Annotated in this window: 21 protein-coding genes and 1 pseudogene; 10 read left to right on the top strand and 12 right to left on the bottom strand. The window is 73.2% G+C overall.

Annotated features, from left to right (window positions below; genetic code table 11):
* The first annotated feature begins 146 nt into the window (after positions 1-146).
* A complete protein-coding gene (locus tag ACWGDE_RS05395; protein WP_453387640.1) occupies positions 147-1,334 on the top strand; it encodes a PucR family transcriptional regulator in 1,188 nt (395 codons plus the stop codon).
* A 121-nt stretch (positions 1,335-1,455) separates the two neighbouring features.
* Positions 1,456-2,622, top strand: coding sequence for a CopD family protein (locus tag ACWGDE_RS05390; protein ID WP_453387639.1), 1,167 nt, complete (start codon positions 1,456-1,458; stop codon positions 2,620-2,622).
* Between the two features lie 45 nt (positions 2,623-2,667).
* Here the strand turns inward: ACWGDE_RS05390 and ACWGDE_RS05385 are convergent, their stop codons facing one another.
* The 3 genes from ACWGDE_RS05385 to ACWGDE_RS05375 all read right to left on the bottom strand — a co-directional run bounded on the left by ACWGDE_RS05385 (position 2,668) and on the right by ACWGDE_RS05375 (position 6,836).
* Positions 2,668-3,909 (bottom strand): glycosyltransferase, encoded by a 1,242-nt coding sequence (locus tag ACWGDE_RS05385; protein WP_453387638.1) that lies wholly within the window; start codon positions 3,907-3,909, stop codon positions 2,668-2,670.
* Between the two features lie 109 nt (positions 3,910-4,018).
* The gene (gene rox, locus ACWGDE_RS05380) at positions 4,019-5,458 is read right to left on the bottom strand and encodes a rifampin monooxygenase (protein ID WP_453387669.1); all 1,440 of its coding nucleotides are present in this window, start codon (positions 5,456-5,458) and stop codon (positions 4,019-4,021) included.
* 175 nt (positions 5,459-5,633) lie between these two features.
* The gene (locus ACWGDE_RS05375; RefSeq protein WP_453387637.1) at positions 5,634-6,836 is read right to left on the bottom strand and encodes an erythromycin esterase family protein; all 1,203 of its coding nucleotides are present in this window, start codon (positions 6,834-6,836) and stop codon (positions 5,634-5,636) included.
* A gap of 58 nt (positions 6,837-6,894) precedes the next feature.
* On the opposite strand from ACWGDE_RS05375, the gene ACWGDE_RS05370 reads away from it, so the two are divergent.
* On the top strand, positions 6,895-7,650 hold the full coding sequence (locus tag ACWGDE_RS05370) for a TioE family transcriptional regulator (RefSeq protein WP_453387636.1): 756 nt from the start codon (positions 6,895-6,897) through the stop codon (positions 7,648-7,650).
* 162 nt (positions 7,651-7,812) lie between these two features.
* Positions 7,813-8,703 carry a patatin-like phospholipase family protein gene (locus tag ACWGDE_RS05365; RefSeq protein ID WP_453387635.1) on the top strand — a complete coding sequence of 297 codons (891 nt, stop codon included), beginning with the start codon at positions 7,813-7,815 and terminating at the stop codon, positions 8,701-8,703.
* Between the two features lie 23 nt (positions 8,704-8,726).
* Here ACWGDE_RS05365 and ACWGDE_RS05360 read toward each other — a convergent pair whose 3' ends face one another.
* The 4 genes from ACWGDE_RS05360 to ACWGDE_RS05345 all read right to left on the bottom strand — a co-directional run bounded on the left by ACWGDE_RS05360 (position 8,727) and on the right by ACWGDE_RS05345 (position 11,953).
* Positions 8,727-9,380, bottom strand: a complete 654-nt coding sequence (locus ACWGDE_RS05360; RefSeq protein ID WP_453387634.1) for a GNAT family N-acetyltransferase — start codon at positions 9,378-9,380, stop codon at positions 8,727-8,729.
* A gap of 169 nt (positions 9,381-9,549) precedes the next feature.
* Positions 9,550-10,251, bottom strand: a complete 702-nt coding sequence (locus tag ACWGDE_RS05355; RefSeq protein ID WP_453387668.1) for an aspartate/glutamate racemase family protein — start codon at positions 10,249-10,251, stop codon at positions 9,550-9,552.
* A gap of 85 nt (positions 10,252-10,336) precedes the next feature.
* Complete coding sequence (locus ACWGDE_RS05350; RefSeq protein WP_453387633.1) at positions 10,337-11,419, bottom strand: FUSC family protein; 1,083 nt, start codon at positions 11,417-11,419, stop codon at positions 10,337-10,339.
* A gap of 204 nt (positions 11,420-11,623) precedes the next feature.
* Positions 11,624-11,953: a DHCW motif cupin fold protein gene (locus ACWGDE_RS05345; protein WP_453387632.1), complete on the bottom strand. Its 330-nt coding sequence runs from the start codon at positions 11,951-11,953 to the stop codon at positions 11,624-11,626.
* Between the two features lie 151 nt (positions 11,954-12,104).
* Here ACWGDE_RS05345 and ACWGDE_RS05340 point away from each other — a divergent pair, with 151 nt between their 5' ends.
* From ACWGDE_RS05340 to ACWGDE_RS05330, 3 genes are all read left to right on the top strand, one after another.
* Positions 12,105-13,061, top strand: coding sequence for a GlxA family transcriptional regulator (locus tag ACWGDE_RS05340; RefSeq protein WP_453387631.1), 957 nt, complete (start codon positions 12,105-12,107; stop codon positions 13,059-13,061).
* Positions 13,062-13,217: 156 nt separating this feature from the next.
* Entirely contained in the window at positions 13,218-14,216 is a 999-nt protein-coding gene (gap, locus tag ACWGDE_RS05335) for a type I glyceraldehyde-3-phosphate dehydrogenase (protein WP_453387630.1), read from the top strand.
* 154 nt (positions 14,217-14,370) lie between these two features.
* Positions 14,371-15,612 carry a hypothetical protein gene (locus tag ACWGDE_RS05330; RefSeq protein ID WP_453387629.1) on the top strand — a complete coding sequence of 414 codons (1,242 nt, stop codon included), beginning with the start codon at positions 14,371-14,373 and terminating at the stop codon, positions 15,610-15,612.
* A 65-nt stretch (positions 15,613-15,677) separates the two neighbouring features.
* Here ACWGDE_RS05330 and ACWGDE_RS05325 read toward each other — a convergent pair whose 3' ends face one another.
* The 4 genes from ACWGDE_RS05325 to ACWGDE_RS05310 form a co-directional block, all read right to left on the bottom strand.
* A complete protein-coding gene (locus ACWGDE_RS05325) occupies positions 15,678-17,510 on the bottom strand; it encodes an IPT/TIG domain-containing protein (protein ID WP_453387628.1) in 1,833 nt (610 codons plus the stop codon).
* A 378-nt stretch (positions 17,511-17,888) separates the two neighbouring features.
* Positions 17,889-18,623, bottom strand: a complete 735-nt coding sequence (locus ACWGDE_RS05320) for an SOS response-associated peptidase (RefSeq protein WP_453387627.1) — start codon at positions 18,621-18,623, stop codon at positions 17,889-17,891.
* A 128-nt stretch (positions 18,624-18,751) separates the two neighbouring features.
* Complete coding sequence (locus ACWGDE_RS05315) at positions 18,752-21,760, bottom strand: SGNH hydrolase domain-containing protein (protein ID WP_453387626.1); 3,009 nt, start codon at positions 21,758-21,760, stop codon at positions 18,752-18,754.
* 14 nt (positions 21,761-21,774) lie between these two features.
* Positions 21,775-23,502: a glycosyltransferase family 2 protein gene (locus tag ACWGDE_RS05310; RefSeq protein ID WP_453387625.1), complete on the bottom strand. Its 1,728-nt coding sequence runs from the start codon at positions 23,500-23,502 to the stop codon at positions 21,775-21,777.
* A gap of 389 nt (positions 23,503-23,891) precedes the next feature.
* Between ACWGDE_RS05310 and ACWGDE_RS05305 the strand changes: the two genes are divergently transcribed.
* Both ACWGDE_RS05305 and ACWGDE_RS05300 read left to right on the top strand, forming a co-directional pair.
* Positions 23,892-25,094, top strand: coding sequence for a serine hydrolase domain-containing protein (locus ACWGDE_RS05305; protein ID WP_453387624.1), 1,203 nt, complete (start codon positions 23,892-23,894; stop codon positions 25,092-25,094).
* Between the two features lie 125 nt (positions 25,095-25,219).
* Positions 25,220-25,618: a hypothetical protein gene (locus ACWGDE_RS05300; RefSeq protein ID WP_453387623.1), complete on the top strand. Its 399-nt coding sequence runs from the start codon at positions 25,220-25,222 to the stop codon at positions 25,616-25,618.
* On the opposite strand, the gene ACWGDE_RS05295 is transcribed toward ACWGDE_RS05300, so the two are convergent.
* On the bottom strand, positions 25,615-26,178 hold the full coding sequence (locus ACWGDE_RS05295; protein WP_453387622.1) for a hypothetical protein: 564 nt from the start codon (positions 26,176-26,178) through the stop codon (positions 25,615-25,617). The genes ACWGDE_RS05300 and ACWGDE_RS05295 overlap by 4 nt on opposite strands.
* Positions 26,179-26,490: 312 nt before the next feature.
* On the opposite strand from ACWGDE_RS05295, the pseudogene ACWGDE_RS05290 reads away from it, so the two are divergent.
* Positions 26,491-26,591 (top strand): annotated as a pseudogene (locus ACWGDE_RS05290) (DNA methylase); the annotation flags it as partial.

Here is a 26,591-nt window from a genome sequence, read left to right as displayed (position 1 = left end):
CCCCAGCACCGGACCCGGCCGCCGTCCACGTCCGGATGCGGAATCGCTGCGGATGACCAGCAGCGACGGCGGCGCGTTGTGCAAGCGCACAGACCTGGTGCGCGCGCCGCTGACGGGGGCCCGGGCGGGTGACATCCTCGGCGGCCATGGGCGGACGCAGAACGCGCACGGAACAGGAGTGGTCGGTCCTGCTGTCGGCCGCGGACGAGCTGCTGGGCAGGATTCCGGTCCTCACGGACCAGCTCATCGAGGACCTGGCGGGACACTCGCCGCTGTTCGACCTCGCCGTCCCCCGGGACGAGCACTGGCAGCAGGTCAGCGAGGCCATGCACTACGGGATCGAGGCGTTCGCCGCGCGCAGGTCCGCGCCGCGCAAGGACCTCGCGTACGCCGAGGAGCTGGGCCGCAGACGTGCCGAACAGGGGCTGCCGCTGGACCTGCTGCTCTACGCGTACCGGAGGGCCGGACGCTTCACCTGGGACGCGCTGCTGGACATCGTCACGGAGAAGGAGCCGGAGGCACTGCCCGTACTGGCGCGGGCGGCCGGGGCCATGTGGGCCGGCATCGAACAGCAGGCGACCGCCACCGCAGAGGCCTACCGGACGGCGGAGCTGGAGATGCGCCGGCGCAGCGACGAGCGCGTACAGGCCCTGCTGGACGCCCTCCTGGAGGGGGACGCCACGCCGGGGCTGGCCGCCCAGGCGGCGCTCGCCCTGGACCTGCCGGAGCAGGGGAGGTACGCCGTGGTGGTGCTGCCGGCGGACCGGGGCGACGCGGTGCACCGGGTGGTGGCTGCGCGCGGGATGCGGCTGTTCTGGCGGATGCGCACCGAGCGGGAGCTGGCGGTCGTGGCCCTGGGCGACTGCTCGCCGGCCGATCTGGCGGCGGAGCTGGCCGACCGCTGCCCGGGACCGGGCGGAATCAGCCCGGCCGTGGACGGACTGGCCGAGCTGGGCCGGGCGCGGCGACTGGCGGAGACGGCGCTGCGGACCTGCGGGCAGGACGAGCGGGTGCTGGTGCAGTTGACCGACCGGCTGCCCACGGCCCTGGTGGTCCGACAGCCGGAGCTGTCGGCCGAGTTGGTCCTCTCGGTCCTGGGGCCCCTGCTGGAGCTGGATCCGGCGGACCGGGCGATGCTGCTCGAGACCCTGGACGCCTGGCTGGCGGCGGAGGGCTCCGCCGGCCGTGCGGCGAGCCGCCTGTACTGCCACCGCAACACGGTCTTCAACCGCCTGCGCAGGCTGGAGCACTTGACGTCGCGCTCGCTGTCCCGGCCCCGGGACCTGATCGCGCTGACCCTGGCGCGGGACGCGTACCGGCTGTCGGGAGGATGACGCGGGGGAGCGTGCGCCGCACGGGTGCGCCGCACGGGTGCGTCGTACCGGTACGGCGAATTCCGGTCATGTGCGGGACACCCCTTGAAAGGCGGCCGTGCACTTAGGTTAGCCTTCCCTTATGCTCTCCGTATCTCTGGCCGCAGAGGCCGGCTACGCCGTGCCCCCGCTGTGGCGCATCCTCACCAAGTCCGGCTACTTCGTCGGCCTGTCCGCGGCCATCGGCGCCACCGTGACCTACGCGGCATCCATCCGCCCCGCCCTGCGGGCAGCGGACGGCGATGGCGCCGACGCCGAGGTCATGAGACGAAGAGCCGCCGGGTACCTCGCCTGGGCCGGCGTGGTCCTGCTGGTCGCCGGCTACTTCCAGCTCGCCGGCCGCGTGGCCCGGGCGGGCAAGGGCATGCCGTTCGGCGACGCCCTCGCACCGGGACGGATCCAGGACTTCCTGCTCGCCCCCGCGGCGAAGGGGGCCTGGATCGCGCAGGGCACGATCTACCTGGCGCAGAACCTCGTACTGCTCCTCGCGTCCGCCGTCCTGATCTCCCTGTTCCTTCCCCGGCTGCGCCGGCACGTCAACGCCCTCGCGCTGACCGCCCTGCCGCTGTCGCTCGCGGTGACGCTCATCGCCGCGGTTCCGGCCACCAGGCCGAAGGACTCCGACAAGTGGCTGGACCTCGTGTTCAGCCAGACCCACATCATCAGCGGCGTGGTCTGGGCCGGCGGCCTGACCCTGCTCGCCACCCTCGCCGGCGCCCGTCGCCGCCTGAGCGAGGAGGCGGGCGCGCTGTGGGCCGACATCTGGCGCCGCTTCGCCTTCGTCGCCCTGGTCTGTGTCGGTGCGGTGTTCACGTCCGGCCTCTGGCTCAGCTGGAAGCACGTCGGCTCCATCAGCCAGCTCTGGACGACGACCTACGGACTCGTCCTGCTCGTGAAGATCCTGCTGGTGCTCGGCATGGTCACGGCCGGCGGCGTCAACCAGTTCTGGCTGATGCCCCGCATCGCGCAGGCCCGCCGCGAAGACTCCACCTCCTCGCTGCTGCACCTGACGCTGCGGCACTTCCCGAAGGTGGTCTGGGGCGAAGTGGTCCTCGGGGTCGCCGTCCTGGCGGTCGTCCCCTTCCTCAGCGGCTCGGCCCGCAACGAAGCGGGCAGCCCCGCGGCGGTGTCCAGCGGCAGCGTCTTCGCGATGGGAGCCGTCCTCGTGCTCGCCCTCGCCGCTTCGCTCTGCATCACGGTCAGGACCTCCGACGCGTTGGCACGGCGTACGGCTCCGGCGGTTTCCTGACCCCCGCCGCCCGGGCACCCGGTCCGGGATGCCCAGGCGGTCGGATCACGCGGAAACCGGCGGAGCCTCCCGGCCGGCCGTTTCGAGCAGCAGTTTCGCGGCCACCATCGCGCCGTCGGTCCGGAACGTGCCGGCCACCCCGGCCGCCCGTGCCCGGGTCTCCGGGGTCAGGGCCGTCGCGAGTGCGGCCGACAGGGACTCGACGGTCGGAGTCGGGCCGTCGTGTGCCGCGCCGATGCCGAGGCCGGCCACCCGGGCGGCGAAGTACGGCTGGTCCGCGCCCTGGGCAACCACCACCTGCGGGGCACCGGCCCAGGTGGCCGTCGTCGTCGTGCCCGCGCCGCCGTGGTGCACGACGGCGGCCGAACGGCGGAACAGCGCCTGGTGGTTGACCTCACCGACGACGAAGCAGTCGTCCTGGCCGTCGATCAGGTCCAGGCCGGCCCAGCCCCCGGAGACGACCGCGCGGCGTCCCTGCGCGCGGATCGCCTCGATGGCCACCCGGGCGACGTCCTGCGGATCGCGCAGGGGAATGCTCCCGAAGCCCACGTACACCGGCTCGGTTCCGGCGTCCAGGAACGCCACCAGCTCGGCGGGGAGCGGGCGTTCGTCCGGCAGCACCCACGCACCGGTCTGCACCACGTCGAGGTCGGCCGGCCGCTGCCACGGGGCCAGGACCGGGTCCGTGGCCAGCCAGGGGCGGTCGGTGAAGGCGTAGTCGCGGACGTTGTCCAGCGGCGGCAGGCCCATCGACGCCCGGTGATCGTTGACCGCCTCGCCGAACACGGCCTGCGCGTCCTGGATGTCCCGGTCCCACAGGACCCGGTTGTCGGTCACGTCCGACGGGAGCGGCCGGCCCGGCCGCGGCATCGGCGGGTGGTGCGGCGACGGCAGGCTGACCGGCTGGTAACTGGCGTACACGTAGGGGATGCCCAGCTTCTCGGACGCCGCCCGCACACCGGCCACGGCCGGTACGAGTCCGGTGGCCAGCAACACGTCGCAGTCCGCGCCCGCCACGGTGGCCGAGTCGTAGAACGCGGCGACCAACTCGGCGGCGCGCCGGGGAACACCGCCCGGCGACGGCGGGGTCTTCCCCGTCACCAGATCGCGCACCGACGCCCCGGTCGCCACCATCTCCACGCCGACTCCGGCCAGCCGCTTCGCGAACTCCTCGTCCGGCGGCGCGCAGACCCGTACCTCAGCGCCCAGTTCCAGCAGTCTCACCGCGAGGCCCACCAGCGGTTCGACGCCCCCGCGCGAGTCGTAGGCCGACAGCAACACACGCATTCCCGTACTCCCGTTTCCGTGATTCCCGGCCGCGGCCGTGGCCGCTCCGGCACTCGGTCAAGACCCTGCCCCGCCCCCGCCCCCGCCCGTGCGGTCGACGGCCGCGCGTTCAGCCGGCGGCAGCACCGAACCACTTGGACAGGTGGCCGAGCAGGTCCTGTTGATCTTCACCGACCCACGCTACGTGGCCGTCCGGCCGCAACAGCGCCGCCGGCACGTCGAGTTCCTCGCTGGCGTCGACCACGTGGTCGACCCGGTCCGCCCAGCCCTCGGCCGACAGCCGACCGGTCCGGTCGAGGAGCAGCCCGCGCCCCTCGTGCATCAGCGAGTACAGGCGCCCGCGCTTCAGCTCCACGTCCCGCATCCGGCGGCCGAGCAACTCGTGTCCCTCGCCGAAGTCGTAGCGGACCCCGACCGCCGTGATCATCTCCGTCAGGTACCGGTTCACCTCCTCGAAGTCCATGAGTTTCGAGAGCAGCTCCCGCAGCGCCGTCGCACCGGGATCCGTCCCCAACATCGCCATCTGCGCACGGGTGTTGCCCAGCACGGCGGCGCCCACCGGGTGACGCTCGGCGTGGTAGCTGTCCAACAGCCCCTCCGGCGCCCAGCCGTTGACCTCGGCCGCCAGCTTCCAGCCGAGGTTGAAGGCGTCCTGCACGCCGAGGTTGAGACCCTGGCCGCCGGTCGGCGGGTGGATGTGCGCCGCGTCGCCCGCCAGCAGCACCCGGCCGACCCGGTAGCGCTCGGCCTGCCGGGTGGCGTCGCCGAACCGGGACAGCCACCGCGGCGAGTGCACGCCGAAGTCGGTGCCCGCCAACGCCCGCAGCCGCTCCTTGAACTCCTCCAGGGTCGGTGCGGCCGCACGGTCCTCGGCCACGCCGTCGGCGGGCATGATGACCCGGTACGTCCCGTCCCCGTTGGGGATGGTGCCGAAGCGCATCTCCGTCTTGCGGACCTCCGCGGCGACGGCGGCGACCTCCTCCGCCGATTGGGTCATCTCCATGTCGCCCAGCAGCGTCTCGACCTTCGAGGGCTCCCCGGGGAAGCCGACGCCGAGCAGCTTGCGCACCTCGCTGCGACCGCCGTCGCATCCGACGAGGTAGCGCGAGCGCAGGTGCGTACCGTCCGCCAGCTCGACGGATACCCCGGCCTCGGCCCCGTCCGCGGCCTGGCTCAGTCCGACGACCTCGCACCCGCGCCGGATCTCGGTACCGAGTTCGAGCGCGCGCTCGCCCAGCAGCCGCTCGGTGACCGGCTGCAGGGTGGACAGGCCGTACGGGTGCGCCGTGTCGACCTGCTCCGGCCACGGCTTGAGGATGCCCCCGAAGTTGCCGCCGACCTGGAACTTCTCGCCGACCGCGAGGAACCGGTCCAGCAGACCGCGCTGGTCCGCGATCTCGACGGTGCGCACGTGCAGGCCGCGACCGCGGGACTGCCGGGTCGGCTCGGTCAGTTTCTCCAGCACCACCACGTGCACGCCGTGCAGCCGGAGCTCACAGGCCAGCATCAAACCGGTCGGTCCACCACCGGCAATGATCACGTCGATCAACACAAACCCCCGTCCATCGCCACAGGTCGTGGCCACGAACGGAGATTCTGCGGCACCCCCGGGGCCTTGTGGCAAGCCCCCCGGTGCGCTATATGTTGAGAGTGGCGAGGAGAGCTTTCATCTCCTTGCCTTTGTTTTTTTGCCCGCCCGCGGCGGCGGGGCGACCTCCTCGGGCTCAGGTCTGCGGGACGTCCTTGACGAACACGAGGCCGTCGCTGTCCGCCAAGTGGGCCGGGTCGAGCGGGGCGTAGCCGAACCACGGGGATACCCGGGGCGCGGGCAGGGGCTCGCCCAGGGCGGTGGCCAGTCGTCGGGCGTCGACGAGGTGGCTGTGCTCCGGGAGTGCGTAGAGGAGTCCTTCGACGGTGTCCGGCGGCGGCGCGTCCACACCCTGGTGGCGGATCGTGCCGAGGGCGGTGGCCACGAAGGCGTACTCCGCTCCGAGCCCGGCGCTCACCAGCGCACCGGCGCTCCACCACTCCAGCAGGTCCCCGCCCATCCGCATCGCGCTCTTCTCCCGCTGGAGGTGGGAGTTGTGGGCGTGGACGAGCACCGGGCCCCGGGCGGCGACGGCCAGGAGGTTGTCGGCCATGATCAGGCCCCGCAGGCTCACGAGCCGGGCCAGGCGGGCCGGTGAGGTGTCGGCCATCCGGGAGTGGTAGCGCAGCAGGCCTACGGCGGAGCGCCCGTACAGGCGTGCCCGGTCCTGGTCGTCCCGCGAGGTCGCCGTGAGCAGGCGCGGTGTCTGCTCTTCGAGCAGCGCCACCAGATCGTCGGCGAGCACCCGCAACTCCGCGGCCTCGGGCGAGCGGCCCGCGGACCGGGCCGGTTCCATCATGGCGGCGGGCTCGGTCCACCGGTCGTCGGCGCCGAGCAGGCGGTCGAGCGTTTCCGCGGTGCAGGGGAGCAGGTCCGCGTCCACGTGGGCCGCGAGGTGGCCGTGGAGTGCGGTGAGGGCCTGACGGGGGCTCGCGGCGCCGGTGATCTCCAGCGGGCCGTCGATCCCGGCGAAGCGGAGCCGGTCCGCCGCGGGCCGGCCCTCGTTGAAGGCGCGCATCCAGCGCACGAGCTCGCGGTTGGCCGCGGAGGCGCCCCAGCCGTGGCTGAACCCGTGCTCCATGACCTCGTCGAGCGTGCCGGTGCCCGAGGTGACGTGGTCGTCCACGATCAGGCCCGCCATGCAGTCGCTCTCGATCGCGATCGTCCGGTAGCCCTCCTGCTCGACGAGCTGCCGGAAGAGTTCGTTGCGCAGGTCGAGAAGGGTGTCCTCGCCGTGCGTGGGCTCACCGAGGGCGAGCAGCCGGGGCCGGGCCGCAAGCAGGCCCATCACGGCTTCGGCATCGACGGTGCGGGTGGTTTCCTTGATGTCAGTTGCCATGGCTTCAACGGTATCGTTGAACCTTCGGTTGAAACTTTTGCGCGATATCGGCGGGGCGATGGGTAAAAACCTTCAAAGCGGTGAACGCCTGAGGCCGATCGATCTGGCGCGCGGCCACGGTCTGTCCACGCAGGCCGTCAGGAACTACGAGGAGGCCGGGATCCTGCCGGCCTCCGGGCGCAGCCCCCACGGCTACCGCACGTACACCCCGCTGCACGCGCGGGCACTGGGCGCGTTCCTCGCGCTGGTGCCCGGGCACGGGCACCGGACGGCGGCGGCGATCATGCGGGCGGTGAACGAGGGTGCCACCGACGAGGCGTTCCGGCTCGTCGACGAGAGCCATGCCCAGCTCCTGGAGGACCGGCGGACCCTCCGGGCCGTGGAGAGCGCGCTCCGTGACCTGGAGGCCACCGACATGGCCGGGTCGGACATGGCCGGGCCCGCCGCGTCCGGCATGCTGACCTCAGCCGGCGGCACGTTCATCGGGCCGCTGGCGGGGAAGCTCGGCATCCGGGCGGCGACGCTGCGCAAATGGGAGCGCGCCGGGCTGGTGCACCCCCGCCGGGACCCGAAGACCGGATACCGCGTCTACGACGAGGCCGACGTACGGGACGCCCGCCTGGCCCACCAGCTGAGACGGGGCGGCTACCTGCTGGAGCAGATCGCCCCGCTGATCGACCGGGTACGGGCGGCCGGCGGACTGGAGCCGCTGGAGGCGGCCCTGCACGGCTGGAACGCCCGGCTGACCGCCCGCGGCCGCGCGATGCTCGCGGGGGCCGCCGAGCTGGAGGGGTACCTCCGCGAACGCGAGTGACCGTCCCCACCGGGTGGAACGCCGAACGAGGTGTGCTTGACCTGAAGTTCGGTCGAGGTCCTAACGTCGATCGAGTCGAACCGGTTGACCACTCGGCATCCGGCATCCGGCATCCGGCATCCGGCACTCGGCACCCGACACCAGACGACAGGGGACGCACACGTGAATCTCGACACCGCAGTCACATTCGACCGGGCACTCGTACTGGGCCCGGGAGGTCCGGTCGGCACGGCGTGGATGGCCGGGCTGGCCGCCGGACTGCGCGGCAGCGGGGTCGATCTCGGTGAGGCCGATCTGACCGTCGGCACGTCGGCCGGTGCGATCGTCGGCGCGATGCTGGCCACCGGACAGGACCTCGACCGGCTCGACGCCCAGGTGCGCGTGCCGAGGGCGGACGCCCCCGGGCGCGAGGCCGAACCCGCCCTGATCGGCGCCGTGTTCGCCGTGCTCGGCGAGCCCGGGCTGGAACCCGGTGAGGCCCGGCGCCGGGTCGGCCGCATCGCCCTCGACCACGCCGACTCCGACGCGGCCTCGGCCTCCGAAGCCGAGCGGGCGCTGCTCGCGGGCCGGGCCGCTCTGATCGGCGCGAACGCCTGGCCGGAACGGCAGTTGCTGATCGCCGCGGTGGACGCGGCCTCGGGCGAGCCCGTGGTGTGGGACCGCACCAGCGGTGTACCGCTGGTGCACGCGGTCGCCGCGAGCAGCGCCTTCCCCGGTGCCGAGCCGCCCGTCTCCGTCCAGGGGCGGCGGTACATGGACGGCGCCCTGCGCGCGGGGACGAACGCGGACCTCGCGGCCGGAGCCGGCACCCTGGTCGTCATCGAGCCGATGGCACACCTGTTCCCGCGCGAGCGGCTCGAAGAGCAGTTGGCCGTCGCGGGGGCGCGGACCGTGGTGACCGTGGGTCCCGATCCGGACGCGGTACGGGCCTTCGGCCCCGATCTGCAGGACCTGGCGAACTGGCAGCCGGCGTACCGTGCGGGCCTCGACCAGGCCGTCGCCACTGCCGAACGGCTGCGCTCCGTATGGAAGTCCGCCGGCGAAGGGCGCTGACCGGCTCCGGAACCGCACCGGGTTCAGGCGGGGAGATCCGCCCCCGCTCGCCGGCGTTCGAGGGCGCGGGCCGTGCGCTCTTCGAGTCCGGACCGGCAGTCCGGCCACTCCGCCGAAGTGATCGAGAAGATCGCGGAGTCGCGGAGCAGACCGTCCTCGCCCGGCGCCCAGGAACGGGACCAGTTCCGCAGCACGCCCTCGAAGCGGGCGCCCACTCCTTCGATCGCGGCCCGCGACCGACCGTTGCGCGCGTCCGTCTTCAAGTCGAGGCGTTGCACGCCCCAGTTCTCGAAGGCGTGCCGGAACAGCAGGTACTTGGCTTCGGTGTTGAGGCCCGTGCCCTGGGCCGACGCCGCGAGCCAGGTGAAGCCGACCTCGATCGCGAACAGGCCGTCCCCGGTCGGCCACGGCCGCGGATCCCAGTAGGCCGTGACGCCGACCGCCCGCCCCGAAGCCCGGTCCACCTGTGCGTACGGGGCCAGCTTTCCGGCGGCGGCCCGGGCGAGCTGGGTGTCCATGTACCCCTCGACCTCGGCCGCCGTGGGCACCCACGTGTACCGGTAGGACTCCCGGTCCGCGTCGGCGGCCGAGGCCAGGTCCGGCGCGTGCCGCGGCGCCAGCGGCTCCAGGCGTACGAGCTCGCCTTCCAGGACCGGCCCCTCGAGCCTGAAACCCATCGATCACCCATCGTCGCCGGACGGTCGGGGCCATGGTCACGGCCTCCGACCCCGGCTCCGAAGAGTTCCAGAACGATCAGGCCGTGTCGCGCGAATTCCGTGCGGGACAGGACCAGTTGGCCGGCGAGGGCGGCGCTCAGAGTCGGGGCCGGCCCGCGGGGGGATGCACTCAACCGGCGTCTTGGGCCAGGGCGGCGTCGACCGCGGCCTCGGCGTGCAGGCGCGCGGTGGGGAAGACGGGTACGGGGCTGTCCTCCGGCCCGATGAGGAGCTCGATCTCGGTGCAGCCCAGGATGATGCCCTCGGCGCCCCCGGCGACGAGGTCTTCGACGACCCGGCGGTACGCCGCGCGGGACTCCTCGCGGACGACACCGAGGCAGAGTTCCTCGTAGATCACCCGGTGCACGAGCGCGCGTCCCTCGGAGTCCGGGACGCGCACGTCGAGCCCGCCCGCCGCGAGCCGGCCCCGGTAGAACTCCTGCTCCATGGTGAAGGCCGTGCCCAGCAGCCCCACCCGGCGCAGCCCCGCGGCGCGGACGGCGGCCGCCGTGGTGTCCGCGAGATGGAGCAGCGGGACGGAGGCCGCCGCCTCGACGTGGTCGGCGACCTTGTGCATGGTGTTGGTGCAGATGAGCAGCAGGTCCGCGCCGGCGGCCTCGAGCGACCGGGCGGCGCCGGCCAGCACCTCGCCCGCCTCCGCCCAGCGGCCCTGGACCTGCAACTGCTCGATCTCGGCGAAGTCCACGGAGTAGAGCACGCAGCGGGCGGAGTGGAGACCGCCGAGCCGCTCGCGCGTGCGCTCGTTGAGGATCCGGTAGTACTCCGCCGTCGACTCCCAGCTCATCCCGCCGATCAGCCCGATCGTCTTCATGCTCGTGCCCACGCTCCCGCTCCTCGTACGTCGCCCCCGAGCATTGATCATAAGCCAGTTGTCGGTGGTGGCCATTGCCCATAAGTCATCCTTTGATGCCCTGTGGGTGGGGCGGCTGGTCGAGTTCGTCGAGGATGCGGTGGAAGGGGCGGCGCAGGACCACGGCGACGGGCTGGAGGTCTTCGCGGGAGTAGGCGGCGAGGTCGTCGCGTGCGGCGAGCACGGCCGGTCGGGGATCGGCTCCGGACAACGCGTGCTCGACGGCCCGCGCGGTGAGGGCGGCCAGTTCGGGGAGTCGGCGCCCGGCCCGGGCGACGTCCGGGGCGAGGTCGTCGCGGCCGGTGAACGCGGCGGCTTCCCCGGCCAGGACCACCAGGTGAGGGGTGACCCGGTCGGCGGTGGCGATGCGCCGGGCCTGGAGCCGTACGGTGGCGCGCTGATGGCGGCGCAGGGGGTTGAACCTCATGGCGCGCTCGGCTTCGCGGGCGCGCACGGCGCTCGCGTGCACCGCTTCGGCGTGGGCGTTCACCCGCACGAGGTTGTCGAGGGCGGCGGCCGGGTCGGCGCCCAGGACGGCCGCGGTGCCGTGGAGGGACCGGGTCAGCCGGACGCGGCAGTCGTCGGCGACGACCGTCAGGACCCGGTGCGGATCGGGCGGCCACAGCAGCGGGGCGAGCAGGATGGTCACCGCCGCGCCCTCGGCGGTTTCCCAGACGCGGTCCAGTGCGTAGGCGTCCGGCGAGGTATTGGCGAAGACCAGCAGGGAGGACGCCGCCACCTGGATGTTCAGCCCGCCCCCGGCCCGTACGACCATGCCGATGCCCAGCCCCAGGGCCACCACCAGGGCCAGCGCGGCGGTCGAGGGGCGCAGTACGTTCAGGACGGCGATCCCGATCAGCACGCCCGCCACCACGCCCGCGGCCCGCTGCAGCGAGGTGCCCAGGGCCGTCATCGGATCGCCGCGCAGGGCCACCAGCGGGACGATCGCGGCGAAGACCGGTGGCTGGTCGGCTCCCAGCCACAGCGCGACCTGCCAGGCGACGGCGACGGTGACCACGATGCGGGCCGCGGCCGGACCCTCCGTCCGCAGGAGTTCCCGGGCCCGGCCGCCTCGCGGCCCTCGTCCGCGTCCTGGTCGTCCTGCGGGGGAATCAACGAGGTGGGTCATCGGAGCCCTTCGGTGTGGCGTCCGCGCTCGCCCGCCCGGTGCTCCAAGCTCCGCCCGCCCGTACGCCGTTGGTCCTTCGTCGCCACGAGGGTGACGGACCAGCACAGCGTGCAGCGGGCCGGCGGTCCAACGCGTCCATTACGCCGAAGGCGGCATGTCACGGCGCCGGCGGGGGCGGACAGCCTCCCCGGCGGAGAGACCCGCTCAGTCGACGATGAACAGGCGGGCGCCGTCACGGGTGCTCGAGCGGTGCGACCGGGTGTCGTCGCCGACCTGGTAGCTGCTGCCGGCCTCCAGGGTGACGCTCTCGCCCCCGGCCAGTTCGGTGGTGAGCGTTCCTTCCAGGACCAGGAGGATGTGGCCCCGGTCGCACCAGTGGTCGGCGAGGTAGCCGGGGCTGTAGTCGACCATCCGCACGCGCAGCGAACCGAACTCCCGGGTGCGCCAGGTGGCGGTGCCCGTCTCGCCGGGATGTTCGGTGGCCTCGACCCGGGACCAGTCCGTGGTCCCGAAGGGTATGTCGATCATGTCCATGCGCGGATCCTAGTGGCCGGGGTGCGCGCGGGAGCTGCCCGTGCCCCGAACCGTCACACGCCCTCGCGGCCGCCTGCCCCCGCATGTCCGGCCGCCACGCGGCGGGCGGGCCAGGGCCGGGAGGTCGTGGGGGCCCGCGTAACCTCGTTCCGTGCCTGCCTCCCGCCCCCATCACGTCGCCGTCCTCGTCCTCGAAGGTGCGAAGCCCCTCGACGTCGGCATTCCCGCGCAGGTGTTCACGACCCGCGCGAGCATGCCGTACGAGGTACGGGTGTGCGGTGCGGAACCCGGGCTCGTGACCGGTGGCGACGGGCTGTCGTACGCCGTCGCCCACGGCCTCGAAGCCCTCGCCTGGGCCGACACCGTCTTCGTCCCCGGCTACCGTTTCCCGGACCGCGAGGATCCGCCGCAGGCCGTCGTCGAGGCACTCATCGCCGCCCACGCCCGGGGCGCGCGGCTCGCGGCCATCTCCACGGGGGCCTTCGCGCTCGCCGCCACGGGCCTGCTCGACGGCAAGCGCGCCACGACGCACTGGCACTACGCCCGGGCGCTCGCGGCGAAATGGCCGCTGGTCCGGGTCGACGAGAACGTCCTGTTCGTCGACGAGGGCAGCATGCTGACGTCGGCCGGCGCCGCCTCGGGCATCGACCTGTGCCTGCACATCCTGCGCACCGACCTCGGCGTGGCCGCGTCGAACCACACGGCCCGGCGGCTGGTCGCGGCCCCCTACCGCAGCGGCGGCCAGGCGCAGTACGTGCCGCGCAGCGTGCCCGAGCCGCTCGGTGAGCGGTTCGCCGCCACCCGCGAGTGGGCCCTGCACCGGCTCGGCGAGCCGCTCACCCTGGAGGTGCTCGCCCGGCACGCCGCGGTCTCGCCGCGCACGTTCTCGCGGCGCTTCGCCGACGACACCGGGTACACGCCGATGCAGTGGGTGATGCGCGCCCGCATCGACGTGGCCCGCGAACTGCTGGAGCTTTCGGAGCGCAGCGTCGAGCAGATCGCCGCGGACGTCGGCCTCGGTACCGGGTCGAACCTGCGGCTGCACTTCCAGCACATCCTGCGCACCACGCCGAGCGAGTACCGGCGCACCTTCGCCCGGGGCGAGTGATCGGGTGCCGGCCCCCGTCCGCAGCCGCCTGCCTGCCTGCCCGTCCGCCCGCGTGGCGCGATCCTTGCGGACCGTGGCGATCTCGCCGCTGTCACAGGCGCCCGCGGCAGGCGAACCTGGTGGCGAACCCAAAGGGACAGGGAACAGGGACACACCATGACTCGTATCGCCATCAACGGATTCGGCCGCATCGGACGCAACGTGCTGCGCGCGCTGCTCGAACGCGACAGCGCCCTCGAGGTCGTCGCGGTCAACGACCTCTCCGAGCCCGCCACCCTCGCGCGCCTGCTCGCCTACGACACGACGTCCGGCCGGCTCGGCCGCCCGGTGACCGTGGACGGGGACGTCCTCGTCGTCGACGGCCGCCGCATCAAGGTCCTCGCCGAGCGCGAGCCGGCGCAGCTGCCCTGGGCCGAGCTCGGCGTGGACATCGTGCTCGAGGCGACCGGCCGCTTCACCTCCGCCAAGGCCGCCCGCGCCCACATCGACGCCGGTGCCAAGCGGGTGCTGGTCAGCGCGCCGGCCGACGGCGCCGACATCACGCTCGCGTACGGCGTGAACAGCGACGCGTACGACCCGGAGCTCCACACGATCGTCTCGAACGCCTCCTGCACGACCAACGCGCTCGCGCCGCTGGCCGCGGTGCTCGACGAGCTCGCCGGCATCGAGCACGGTTTCATGACGACGGTGCACGCCTACACGCAGGAGCAGAACCTGCAGGACGGTCCGCACCGCGACCCCCGCCGCGCCCGCGCCGCCGCCGTCAACATCGTGCCGACCACCACGGGCGCCGCCAAGGCCATCGGCCTCGTGCTGCCGAACCTCGACGGCAAGCTCTCGGGCGACTCGATCCGCGTGCCGGTTCCGGTCGGCTCGATCGTCGAGCTCAACACCACCGTCGCCCGCGACGTGACGCGCGAGGACGTGCTGGAGGCGTACCGCACGGCGGCGCAGGGCCCGCTCGCCGGTGTGCTCGAGTACTCGGACGACCCGCTCGTGTCGTCCGACATCACGGGCAACCCCGCCTCGTCGATCTTCGACTCGGCCCTCACCCGCGTCGAAGGCCGCCACATCAAGGTGGTCGCCTGGTACGACAACGAGTGGGGCTTCTCGAACCGCGTGATCGACACGCTCGAGCTCCTCGCCTCCCGCTGACGGCGGGATCCGGGCGATGAGCCCACGGACCCCAGGCGGCCACGTCCCGAAGTGGCCGCCTGGGGTCCCCGCTTGGGCTGTCCTCCGTGATGTCCCACGACATCCCGCGATATCCCGTGGCGCCCGTGCCACGACTCGGGCAGGGTGCCGGGTGATGACCGGTGAAGAAGCGATCCCCTCCGCCCACTACGTCTCCATCGGCACGGTCGAGGGCCTCCTCCAACGGGGGCGCGGACTGGGCGCCGTACGGGCCCTGAGGGATCCCCGGGCGGCCGCGCCCTTCGTGTACGACGGGATCGGGCGCGACTGGCGCTGGGACGGGTTCGACGCCCGCGCCCGCTATCTCGCAGCGCTGGTCCGAGACTTGAGGCTTTCGCCGACGCCGGTGGTGCAGTTGCTTGCCGGGGACGAGAGCCGGTGCGAGCGGGCGGCGGACGTGCTGGAGCTGCTCGCCCTCGCCGGCTGCGAAGAGTCCCGCGAAGCCCTGCGCTCCCATATCCGCGAGGGCGCGCACTGGGTCGGCGTACTGGAGTCGGTCTCCCGGTGCTGGCCCCCGGAGTGGTGGGAGGACCTGGGCGAGGTCGCCCGGGCACGGATCGGCGGGGAGCCCGAGCCGCCGGGGTTCACCGAGCCGTGGACCCGGTTCGGCATCGAGGTCCGCAGGCCCGGTCCGGGCCGGGACCTTCCCGATCTGAGCGGCCGCACGGACGCGGAACTGCTCGACCGGCTGGCCGGGCCGGGGGCCGATTCCTGGCTGGACGACGGCAGGGTCGACGCCCTGCGCGAGCTGTGCCGCCGGGAACCGCTGGAGGAACTCCTCCCGCTGGTGCCCTCGCTCGCCATCTCGGACGGGGAGAGCCCTCTTCCCGGGCTCAGAAGGGCAGTGGACCGCCTCGGCGCCACGGCCGTCCCGGCCGCGCGCCGCTGGGCGAACGACGAGCGGCAGTGGCTGGCCCGGCTCGGCTCGGACGTCCTCGCCGATCACCTGGGCCCCGAGGTGATCCCGGTGCTCGTGGCCGAACTCGCCGGCCAGTGGAAGGCCCGCGCCTGGTGCGGCCCCTCCGCCACGGCGCGGCGGCTGGCCCGTTTCGGGCCGGAGGCCGCAGGAGCGGTCCCGTACCTGCGCCGGTTCTGGCTGAGCACCCCGCATTCGTACGAACGGGCCGCCTACCTGGAGGCGTTGGCCGCGATCGACACGGACGGGCTGGACCACGTCCACACCGAGTCGCTCTGGGACTGCGAGGAGAGCGCCCGGCTGCTGGGCATCGCCCGGGCGCCGGATGGCCCCGAAGCGCTGGAGCGGATCGCCGCGCTGCGTGACGACCCGATGGAGACCCCCGGCGTACGGTCCGCCGCCGGAGCCCGGTCGGCGGACGTGAGTCTCACCCTACGGTGAAGGGTGAGACTCACGTCCCTGGAGGCGGGCCGCCTACCGGTCGTGCCGGGTGCCCGCCGGGCGGGTCAGGGGCAGGTGACCAGGAGGACGGAGACGACCGTGCAGGTGGCGGTCGCGCTGTCGTTGAGCGGGTTGGGGTCGGTCGGAGCGGACACCGTGCGGGTGCCGGTGACCGATACGCGGCCCAGCGAGAGCAGGTGCAGCGGTACGCGGAAGGTCTTGGCGGAGCTGCCGCCGTTGGCGATGGAGCCGTAGGCGCAGGTCACGGTGGACCCGCTCGTGGTGCATCCCGGGGACAGGGTGTTGGCGGACGCGCCCGCCGGCAGGCTCGCGGTGAGCGTGGCCGAGGTGACCGTGCCGGGGCCGGTGTTGCGCGCGGTGAGGGTGTAGGTGATGTACGGGACCAGCAGGCTCAGGCCCGGCTGCGCGGTCACGTCGACGTCGATGTCGGCGGGCGGGAGCTGGTAGGTGTACCGGCCCGCGCCGACGACGGCGCTGGTGCCGCCGGGCGTGGTGACCTGGACGTCCACGGGACCCGCGGCGTGGGCGGGCGCGGTGGCCGTGCACGCGGTGGCGGTGCAGGAGAGTCCGGTGGCCGGGTTGCCGGGGCCGAAGGTGAGCGCGGTGGCGCCGCTCAGGCCGGTGCCGTTGACGGTGACGACCGTACCGCCGTCCGTGGTGCCGACGGCCGGGCTGAGCGAGGTCAGCACGGGCAGCGGAATGTAGGAGTACCGGGCGTCCGGGGTCGGTGTGCTGGTGCCGCCGGGCGTGGTGGCCTGTACGTCGACCGTCCCGGTCCCGGCCGGTGAGGTGGCGGTGCAGGAGGTCGCGGTGCAGGTGACGCCGGTCGCGGGGTTCCCCGGGCCGAACGTGAGGGCGGCGCCCGTCAGGTTCGTGCCGGTGACCGTCACCTCCGTGCCGCCGGCCGCGAGCCCGGTGTTCGGGCTGACGGCGGTGACCGTGGGCGCGTTGCGGGTGAAGGCGAACACGATCCGGCCGTCTCCGGCGTTGGCCCCTTCGGTCAGGGTCGAGGGTGAACCGGGAACCGTGCCGGAGACCAGGCTGGATCCGCCTCCCCCGCCTCCTCCGCCGCCACCGACGGTGCCGTATCTGCCGCCGGCGCCGCCCCGGCCGCCGCCGCCGTACCCGGCTCCGCCGCGCCCGCCCGCGCCCGTCGGGCTGAAGACGCCCTGGCCGGCGGCGCCCCCGAGGCCGTTCGGGTAGGAGCCCGGGGAGCCGTTCGGGCCGTCGTTGTCCGTGCCGTAGCCGCCGGTCCCCGCGGCTCCGCCGGCGAAGGCGGTGCCCGGGCCTCCGCCCGTACCGCCCTGCGCGTCGGGCACCAGGCCGTTGCCGTCGGCTCCCGCGCTGCCGCTGTCACCGCCGGCGGCTCCCGGGTAGGCGGGGGAGCCGATGCCGGGGCCGCCCGCCCCGCCGCCCGAACCGGCGGTCAGCAGCGGGGTGTTGGTGGCGGTGGTCACCGCGACGAGGGCGCCGCCGGATCCGGGCACGCCGAACTGCGCGCTCGCGGTGGCGTTGGCGCCCCGTCTGCCGACGGTGACGTTGAAGGTCTGCCCCGGCGTGGCGGGCAGGGTCGCGACCAGGTGCGCGCCCTTGCCGCCGGGGGTGCCGTCGGCGGCGTTCCCGCCGCCCGCGCCGTCGAGGGTCACCACGCCGCTGGAGACCGCGTCGGGCACGGTGACGCTCCCGGAACCGCCCGCCGAGCAGGTGATCGTGGTGGTGGCACCGGACACGACGGGGGCGGCGCAGACCCCTTCCGCGGATACGGGGGCCGCGAGAACCGTCAGCCCGCCGGCGGCCAGCGCGGAGGACGCGGTCACCGCCAGCAGCCGATGCCGCCACCGGGTGCGCGGTCCGTTTAACAGAGCAGTCGAAGACATCGAAGTCTCCCCCCTCTCGCCTCCGTCCGGCGGCGGCCGGAGCCGAAGACTCCTGGGAAACCGCGGCCGTACGGTCCAGCACGACGAGCGCGATGGCCGCCCCGTACGGCCGCACGTACGCGCACACGCACGCGTGCTCGGCCGTACGCACGGCGCGGGCCGTCCGCTCGCCGGCACCCCGGGGAGCCCGCCGCGAGGGCGACGGCCCAGTGGTACCGGCGGAAGCATCGCAGCGGCCGACGCGCGGTGGGCGGCGAATGCCGGATCGTCATGCGGAACCGGATCGGAATGCTCCGAACAACCGATCGGGCTCGCGGGAACTTCTCGTACGAACTTCCGAACGGACTGCCGGGCGGACTGCCGAGGGGACTCGCTTCGTCAGGCGCCGGCGACGGCGTCGACGAGGTGGGGGCCGTTGTTGCGGACGCTGTTGACGGCCGTGGACACCGGGTTCACCGTGAGCCGGCCGTCGGCGGGGGTGTGCAAAAGGGCGCGGAGGTCCGTCGTGTCCTCGTGGGACGGGTCGAGCCAGGCCTCGTAGTCGTCCGGGCCGAGGGCGAGCGGCATCCGCGGGTGGATGCGGCCGGCCGCGTCGGTGGCCTCGGTGGTGATGATCGTCGCCGTGGTGAGCCAGGCCGCCGGATCGTCCTGGTCGGTGACGGAGGGGTCGCGCCAGAACTCGTACAGCCCGGCCATGGCCATGACGGATCCGCTCTCGGGCCGGATGAAGTAGGGCTGCTTGTAGGCCTTGGCCGACGCGGTGGCCGGCACGGCGACCCACTCGTAGAAGCCGTCCGCGGGCAGCAGGCACCGGCGTTTGGCCAGGGCCCGGCGGAACGCCGGCTTCTCGTGGACGGTCTCCACCCTCGCGTTGATCATCCGCGAACCCACCGCCGGATCCTTGGCCCAGGACGGCACCAGGCCCCACCGCACCGGCCGCAGCCGCCGCTGGACCTCCCCGGTGTCCCGGGCGGCGCGCTCCAGTACCGCCCACACCTCGTCGGTGGGCGCGACGTTCCAGGAGGGCCCGAGGACCCGGTCGGGATCGAGGTGGGCGTCGAAGAGGCCCGCGAGGTCTTTCGGTGCCCGGGAGGAGGCGTATCGGCCGCACATGCCTCCACTGTCCCACCCTTCACGCGCCGGGCGGGGCTGAGCACGCCGGGGCGGGCCGGTGCGCCGCGACGGGTCCGGGCCGCGGTGGGGGCGGCCGCCGGACGGTCGGGGTGCACCGGCCCGCCGGGCTACGCGGATCCGGGCCGGGTGGAGACCGTGACGTGGTCGACCCGCATCGGGTGGCCCGGTTCGGTGTCCGGGCCCGGGGCCGCGCCGTCGGCCCGGGGCAGGTTGCCGCCGATGGCCACGTTGAGGATCACGAACAGTCCGTGGTCCACCGCCCGCTTCCAGGTGTCCGGGTCCATCCGGGAGGCGGCCACCCGGTGGTGCACGCGGCCGTCCAGGTACCAGCGCACCTCCTCGGCGCCGGGTGCGAGGTCGACCTCGACGGCGTACGAGTGGAAGCCCGCGCGGCAGCCGTCGCACGGCTTCGGGCCCGAGGTCAGCCCCGTCGGCTCCTGGCACGGGCCGCCCGCGAGGACCCCGCAGTGCATGGTCGCGAAGACGGTGTCCCGTCCGTTGACGGACTCCATGACGTCGAGTTCCCCGATGCCGGGCCAGCCCGTGTACCCGTCGCGCAGCGGAGCGCCGAGGGTCCAGAACGCCGGCCAGTAGCCCGCCGCCTTCGCGCCGGTCACGTCGGGCAGGGCGATGGAGGCCTCGATGCGCAGGGTCCCGCCGGGAGGCGCCGCGAAGTCCGAGCGCCGGGTCTCGATCCGCCCCGAGCTCCACCGGCCGTCCGTGCGGGTGGGGACGATCTCCAGTGCCCCCTTGCCGTCGAGGCGGACGTTGTCGGTCGAGTCGGTCATGGTCTCGATCTCGCCCGTGCCCCACTGGGGTGCCGGGCAGCCGGGATAGCACGTACCGGTGTCGTGGAGCCAGTTGGCGGCGGACGGACGGCTGCCCGCGGGACCGTCGAAGTCCTCGCGCAGCAGCTGGGTCCACCCCGCCGCCCCGGGCGCGCCCACCGGGGGTAGGGCCCCCGCTTCCGTGAGCAGCCGTTCGAGCCGGGGGGTCAGGACGACGGCCGCGACATTGGTCAGGTGGGAGTCGTCCCGGTAGAGCAGGATGCGGTCCAGTACGGCCGGGCAGGTCGGGCCGTCGCCCGGGCACAGGACCGGGTTCACGCTGACGCCGAGTACGCCGGGCAGCGCGCCGGAGGCGATCTTCCGTGCCAGCGGATCGGGCTGTCGGGCCTTCGCCCGGTCGAACGCGCAGGCGGCCGGCGCCTCGGGGCTGCCGGAGACGCAGGCGGGGACGTCCGTGCCGGGCACGGGGGTGTCCTCGATGTAGACGATCGGCGCGCCGATCGCCCGCAGCGGTGCGAGGGTCTTCTCCCAGCCCGCGGCCAGGAGTTCGGAGTCCGCGCTGTAGCGGTTGAGCGAGGCGATCACGATGAGACGGGGCTTCGGCCCCTGCCGCAGCCGGTCCAGGGTGTCGGCCCGCCAGGTGTCGCACTCCCGGTAGGCGCGGCCGAGCTGGGGGTTGTCCACGGCCAGTTCGGGCAGCGGGCAGCCCTGCTTCACGAACTCCTGGAGCGCCCAACCCCGTTGTGAGGCCATGGCCAGCGCCGCCGAGAACCACTGGCCGGCGTGCGAGTCGCCGAGCAGCACGATCCGGTCCGGGCTGTCCACCGCGCCGAACAGGCAGTCCGGGCTGCGGGTGACGGCCGGGGCGACCTCGCAGGCCCCGTCCGGCGGGAAGTCCTTGCGTGCCTGGGCCGGTCCGGGCACCACGGGGCCGTCCTCGAGGGGCGCCCCGGCGGTCCGGGCGAGCAGGTGGGGGCCGGAAGCGGCGCCCGGGGGCAGTCCGTTCATCTCCACGGGCGCGGCCGGACCCAGCAGGTTCAGCGTCGTGGTGCCCACCACGAGCGCGAGGACGACGGGCAGCACGATGGCCGTGACGCCCACCGACAGTCCTCGGCGCGGGAGTTCGGAGACGGTACGGCTGCGGCGCAGCGGCCGCTCGACCCAGCGCATGGTGGCGTAGGCCGGCAGTACGGCGGCCAGTGTGAGCGCCGTCTTCACCGGCCAGCCCTGGCTGCCGAAGCGGGCCTCGGCCAGGACGAGCACCGGCCAGTGCCACAGGTACAGGTTGTAGGAGAGCCGCCCCACCGCACGCGGTGCGCGGCCCGCCAGCAGCCGGCCGACCCCGTGGGCGCCCATCGCGTCGCGCTCGCCCCGGCCGGGTATCGCGGCGAGGATCACGGCGGCGGTGGCCAGCGTCGGCACCAGGGCCGCGTAGCCGGGGTAGGGGGTCGAGGCGTCGTACGACACGACGCACCAGACGATCGCCGCGCCACCGGCCCAGCCGCACAGCAGCCGCAGCGGCCGGGGGCCGCGCATGAGGTGCCAGGGCAGCAGGGCGAGCAGCGCGCCGACGCCGAACTGCCAGACCCGCGAGGGCGTCGCGAGGTAGGCGAGCGAGGCCGAGTGGTCCGTCCAGTGCAGGGACAGCGCGAACGAAGCGAGGACCAGCGGTACGGCGACGAGGGCGACGGCGGACCGTACGGCGCGCCCGCGCCGCGAGGCCCGGGCCGCGCCGAGCACGATCAGGGCCAGCAGCGGCGCCCACAGGAGGTAGAACTGCTCCTCCACGGCCAGGGACCAGAAGTGCAGCAGCGGGCTCTGGTCGTGCCCGGCGGCCAGGTAGTCGGTCCGCTGGGCGACGAACCGCCAGTTGGCGGCGGATAGCGCCGCCGCGACCACGTCGTGCTCCAGGTCGGCGCGGCGCAGCGGAACGGTCAGCCAGGCTCCGGCCAGGGCCACCGCGCCGAGGACGACGGCGGCGGACGGCAGAAGCCTGCGCGCCCGCCGGGAGAAGAAGTCCAGGAGCCCGATCCGGCCCGTGGTGATCGCCTCCCGGACGAGGAGGCCGGTGATGAGATAGCCCGAGACGACGAAGAAGACGTCCACGCCGACGAATCCGCCCGCCAGCCCGGGAATCCCGGCGTGGAAGGCGAGGACCGCGAGGACGGCGACGGCGCGCAGCCCCTCGATGTCGGGGCGGAAGGCGGAGCGGTGCGGGCTGGGCCCGGACTCGCCGCCCGAGCCCGACGGGGACGCCGGGGGTCCGGGCGGCGGTGCGGCCGCGCGCGTCAGATCGCGGCGCGGGCCGGGTGCCAAGGGGAACGGCATGGTGGTGAAGCCTTTCAACTCAGCCAGGGAAGCATCGGGTTGACCCACCCGGATGCCAGCAGGCCGGTAAGCAGGAGGACGGCCGAGACGGCGAGGGTCTCGGGCCAGCGGCGGGGCAGCATGCCGGTGCGGGGGAGCGGCAACACCCTTACGAGGGCCCGCAGTCGGGCGGTGCCGGGAGCGGCCTCGCCGGAGCCGGCCGCACGCCCGGAGGGCGCCGCCGGCCGCAGCTCGGTGATCAGGTCGCGGATCAGGGGGCCGTTGATCTGGCACTGCACCAGGAAGTACAGGAGCAGGCCCCAGTTGGGCTCCCAGCCGTTGCGGGCCACGGCCAGCGCCAGGCCCGCGGCGGCCGCGCCGTTGGAGAGGACGAGCCAGAGCAGCGAGACCCCCACCACCCGGCGGGCCATCCCGCCGGAAGCGGCGGAGCTCCGGATGCCGGTGGGCACCCAGTCGGCGCTGCGGCCGCGCAGCGTGTGCAGGAAGGCGGTGGCGGCCGCGACGCTCGTCAGGACGTTCGCGCGGATCACCTCGATCCGCCATCGGGTCCTGCTGATCCGCGGCAGCAGCACGTGCCAGAGCCACAGCGGGGCGAGCAGCGGCAGGACGTGCCAGGGCCGGATGTGGTCCGGGTACCAGAACATCATCACCAGGGGCGGCAGCGGCGCCGCGAAGGTGTTCACGGCGGCGGCCAGGTACCCGACGATGCCCTCGTAGAAGCACAGCCTCATCCGCCAGGGCGCGCCCATCCGGCGCAGGACGGGGGTGCCGAGGAGGTGGAGGTTGCCCATCGCCCAGCGGTACTGCTGGTTGACGAACGAGGTGACGCGGTCGGGGGAGGTGCCCTTGGCGACCAGCACCGGTACGTACAGGGTGCGGAAGCCCTGTTCGTGGAGGGCGAGGCCGGTGTACAGGTCCTCGCTGTGGTCGAGCCGGGCGAAGCCGCCGGCCATGTCGATGGCGCGGCGCCGGTAGACGGCGTTGCTGCCGCAGCAGATGGCGGCGTCGCTCGCGTCCCGGGACGGCTGGATCCAGCGGAAGAACCACTCCTGGGCGGAGCCCGCGGCCCGCTGGATCCAGTCCATGGTCTCGTCGGTGTCGAAGCACTGCGGGCTCTGGACGATGCCGACGGCCGGGTCGGCCAGGTACGGGACGAGGTGGCGCAGGAAGTCCGGCCGGGGCGCGAAGTCGGCGTCGAGGATGGCGATGAACTCGGCGCCGCTCAGGGTCAGCGCGTGGTTGAGGTTGCCGGCCTTCTTGAGGTGCCCCCGGTCCGGGCGGACGACGTACTCGTAGCCGTACGAGGCCGCCAGCGCGGCGACTTCGGGCCGGTCGGCGTCGTCCAGTACCCACGTGGTCAGCGCGCCGGGCCAGTCGACGTCCGCGACGGCGCGGTAGGCGTTGGCCAGGACGGGCAGCGGTTCGCCGCAGGTCGGCAAGTACAGGTCCACGGTGGGCAGTCGGGCGGGCTGCCAGGCGTGTACGAGCACTTCGTGCGAGGGCCGGGTCAGCCGGCGCTGGCGCAGGCTGTTCACCGAGGAGAGGGTGAGGGCGACGACGTTGAGCCCGAGGACGGCGAGGAAGGCCCACAGGGCCGGGGTCCGCAGCGCGAAGGTGAACATGGTCGCGGCGGTGAAGACGAAGGCGAGCGAGGTGCTGATGAGGACCCAGCGTCGTTGCGGGCCGAAGTACCAGTAGAGCTCTTCGTCGGAAGGTGGTTGCGGAAGATGATGAAAGGTCATAAAGCCCCCCACGGCTGTTTTTGTGCGCCCGTGTCAGGTGGCCACCATAGCGTCAAAGGTATAGACCAATTATTGCAGGACGATCAACAGATGGAATGAGCCACGGGTTTGGCGCGTCCGAGATGGTCCAGACCTCTTGAACGCCATTCGACCGGCCGCACCCCTCCCCGCCGGGAAGATGCAAGTCACGCGGGGGTGAACAGACCGGAAAGCTTGCGCGCGGGGCGCGGGGCCGGAGGGGCGTCCGGAGCGTCCGGACGCGGTGGCCTAAGAGTTCCGTCCGGCGACGAGTGGCCATGGGCAACTCTTCCCCCGTGATCTATAGTCCGGCCGGTCCGCAGCCCAACGGCGGGGCCGGGGACGTGACTTCTCAGGGGATGGGGATCCAAGTGCTCACACGATCGGGAATCAGGTCGGCCCTGCTGGCGACGGGTCTCGCGGTGACGGTGTCCATGTCGGTGACCGCGTTCGGCACCTCGGCCGCCACCGCCGTCGAGCCCGCGCCCGCGGCTTCGCACGCGGCGACCCAAACGGCGATCGACACGCTCAGGACCAGTCACGGAGCCCCGGGCTCGGGAGCCGTCGTCCGCGACGGCGACGGCCTGTGGAGCGTGTCCAGCGGCACTCGGGCGATCAACCAGAACCTGCCCTTCGGCCCGGACCACAAGGTGCGGGTCGGCAGCCTGACCAAATCGTTCACCGCCGCCGTCGTCATGCAACTGGTCGCCGAGGGGAAGGTCGACCTCGACGCCTCCGTCGAGACGTACCTGCCGGGCGTGGTGCGGGGCAACGGCTACGACGGGAACACCGTCACCGTCCGCCAGCTGCTCAACCACACCAGCGGGATCTTCGACTACCTCGAAGCGAAGCAGGCCGATCTGTGGGACTACATGGTCGTCCAGCAGAACAGGACGCACACCCTGGCCGAGCTGGTCTCCTGGGGACTCTCGAAGCCGGCGTACTTCGCCCCGGGAACGGGCTGGCACTACTCCGGCACCAACTACATGCTGCTCGGCATGGTCATCGAGAAGGCCACCGGCACCACGTACGGCCAGGCGGTCAACTCCCGGATCATCACCCCGCTCGGCCTGACCAACACCTACCTCCCCGCACCGGGTGACCCGAGCCTGCCCCCGGGCCACGTGCGCGGCAACCTCGACCTGGGTCTGATCTGGGTCGACATCACCGAGCGGGTCGAGCCGAGCATCGGGCTCTCCGGCGGCGGCCTGGTCACCAGCGGAGCCGATGCCACCCGCTTCTTCCAGGCGCTCATGGCCGGCCAGGTGGTGCCCCCGGCGCAACTGGCCCAGATGCTCGTCCCCAACAACGCCCCGGGCAGCACCGCCCCGAACTACGGCCTCGGCCTGGACAAGTTCTCCCTTCCCTGCGGAGGCGAAGCCTGGGGCCACTACGGCATCTGGCCCGGCTACCAGACCATCGCCGCGGCCACCACCGACGGCCGGGCCGCCTTCGTCGAGGTCAACGACCTCGGAGTGAAGGACCTCGACGCCATGGCCGGCAGCGGGAGCGGAAGCGGCGGCGGCGTCGACCGGAGCGTCACCCTGCTCACCGCGCTCTGCGACAAGAGCTGACCGACGGGCGCGGGGCGGGCGGCGGCTCGGCTCGGTTAGCCTGGCGCGATGTCCCTACCTCGGCGGTCCGGCACCGCGACGTGCGAGCCGATCGCGGGCGACACCGCAGTGACCCAGGAGCGGGCATGAGCCGCTGCATGTTCGTGCTCCGGTACCGGGACGGGGAGCCGGAGCCCTTCGACATGGACGTGGTGCGCGAGGTCCTGGAGCCGTACATCGTCGCCGCCGGCGCGGACTTGCGGGACGGCGTACTGCTCCGGGCCGCCGACGGTCACGAGTTCGAGGTGGACGTCAACGACGTCTGCCTGGCCGTGAACCGCTTTCCGCCCGGACAGTTCTTCGACATCCTCGCCGAGCTCGTCGACCGTCTGGAGGCGAGCGTGACCCTGATGGACCGGCCCGTGATCCTGCGCAGGGAGGAGGACCGCGGCCACCTTCCCGCGGAGGCACGGGAAGGCTCCACCGTGGTCGCCATGACCGGCCGGGCCATCGAGGCCTTCGCCGGCGGGACGAGGTCTACCTAGATCTTCCCTTCGAGCAGGCGTATCCGGTGCCCCAGCACCCGGCCCACCTCCGCGATGAACTCCGGGCGGAGCCGCGGGCCGTTGCGGAACTCGAAGCCCAGGGAGGCGAAGGCCAGGCGGTTCTCCTCCCACTCCCACTCGGTCAGAGGGGACGGGCGATCGCACGCCGGGCACCGGACTTCGGCCGCTCCCGTGCCGTGCCAGGTCTCCATCGCTGCGGCGAAGAGATCGAATACGCCCTCGGGCTGCGCCCACAGCTCGTCGCCGATCGCCTCCGTACAGCGGGGACAGATCGGTGCCCCGTCGGAACCCAAGCAGCCGAAGAAGACGGTACGGCCGGTCACGACGGCCAGCCCGTCCCAGGCCGGCAGGTCCCGCTCGTCCGTCACCCGCGAGGACCGTGGCCCCGCCAGGTACACCGGCTGGCCGTACCCGGGGTGGGTGAGCTCCGGGAGCACGATCTCCTCGGCGACCAGCCACGCCACCACACGCTCCGCGAACGCCCCGGCCTCCTCGGCCGTCGCGTCCACGTCGACGATCGTCTGCAGGTAGTCGCCCATGGAATTCCCCCGTCCGTGCTGCCCGTACCAGTGATCGAAACGGTACGCCGAGGGTCTGACAGCCCCCGATGCGTTTCGCCGCCGCCCGCCGCGCCCGATGTCGTGACCTTCGTACCGGAGGCAGGGACCTGCGGCCATCGATCCGAGGACCACTGGCACGGAAATGATCGATCGGAGGGGCGTCCAATGGAGGGGTGGCCACGCGGCACGGCTCGGCAGGTTCGGAGGTCCTGGTGATGGCTGAGGAGAAGCACGGTTTCTGCACCCTGTGCAAATCGCGCTGCGGCGCGATCTACACCATCGAGGACGGCCGCCTCACCGCCGTGCCAGGACGGATGCGCGCTGACCGTAGGCACCAACCGGTCCATGGGTTGGGGCCGCACCCACGTCCAGCTCATCCCCGAACTGCGGGT

It is taken from the genome of Streptomyces sp. NPDC054956, from assembly GCF_053609185.1.
The sequence above is the reverse complement of the archived record's forward strand: the minus strand, read 5'-3'. Positions and strand labels throughout refer to the sequence as shown.